The organism is Pantoea sp. Morm, from assembly GCF_016643525.1.
In the GTDB taxonomy this organism is placed as follows: Bacteria; Pseudomonadota; Gammaproteobacteria; order Enterobacterales; family Enterobacteriaceae; genus Pantoea; species Pantoea dispersa.
Window position 1 is genome coordinate 1 of record NZ_VOQX01000266.1, and the last position, 836, is coordinate 836.

1 protein-coding gene and 1 pseudogene are annotated in these 836 nt (G+C 47.0%); one reads left to right on the forward strand and one right to left on the reverse strand.

From position 1 onward, the window contains the following. A pseudogene (locus FT726_RS27445) lies at positions 1-143 on the reverse strand (glutamate/aspartate:proton symporter GltP); the annotation flags it as partial. 581 nt (positions 144-724) lie between these two features. Here FT726_RS27445 and FT726_RS27450 point away from each other — a divergent pair. Further along, positions 725-836, forward strand: a 112-nt coding sequence (locus FT726_RS27450; protein ID WP_346303864.1) for a hypothetical protein, incomplete at its 3' end; no start/stop codon positions are given.

The window sequence follows — 836 nt, forward strand, 5'->3', positions numbered from 1 at the left end:
AAGATGTCGCCTGCAGGGGTGAGAATGTTAGTGATTAACCATTCACGATCGTCTGGCTGATTATGCAGCACGGTTCCGACGATAACGCCGAGAATCAGGGCAATCAAAATTTGCCAGGCAAGGGTGAGCTTAAAACCTTTCATAACGCGTTACTTTCCTCAGTAAAAACCCCTTTGCTCCTCTGCGAAGCTGCAGAAGACATGACGCACAGGGAAGTGAGCAAAAGCCCGATAAAATAGAGGGTTATAGTGGACTGCATCAGACACTGCTGCGTAAGCATTTTGCGCCTGCGCGATGATGCAGCCTGAGTGGATACCTGCTGAACAGGGCCGAGATAAGTACCATTTTCACTACGGTAATTGCAACCCCTGGGGGGTTAGCGTAAATCCTGCGCAACTGAGTAGCATAAAATGCTGACATTTACTTTTAGTCATAACTCGCTGTTATGAAAAGTGTTAATTCGATAATTTTCCGCATAGCTATTCAAAAATGGGCAAAAAACACGCCGGCGCGTTTGCTGATTATTTAACCAGCGCCATCGTCTGATTCCGCTTAAAGTCACGGCTCAGGTCTCATTGGTTTCGGTGATGAACAGTATGAATTCGGGCGCTTTTCAGGCATACAAAAGGTCGTGATCCAGACTACAAAACAGAAACAAAGCCCAGTCGCGCTCTTCAATTAACCTTTGATTGACATATGATTAACATCTTCAAGGAGGTCAGCCATGAGCCAAATACATAAGCATCCTGTACCCGCTGCCGTTGCAGCGAATGCCCTGATTAATGCCGACCAGTATGCGGCGCTGTATCAACAATCGGTTGACGATCCCGACGCCT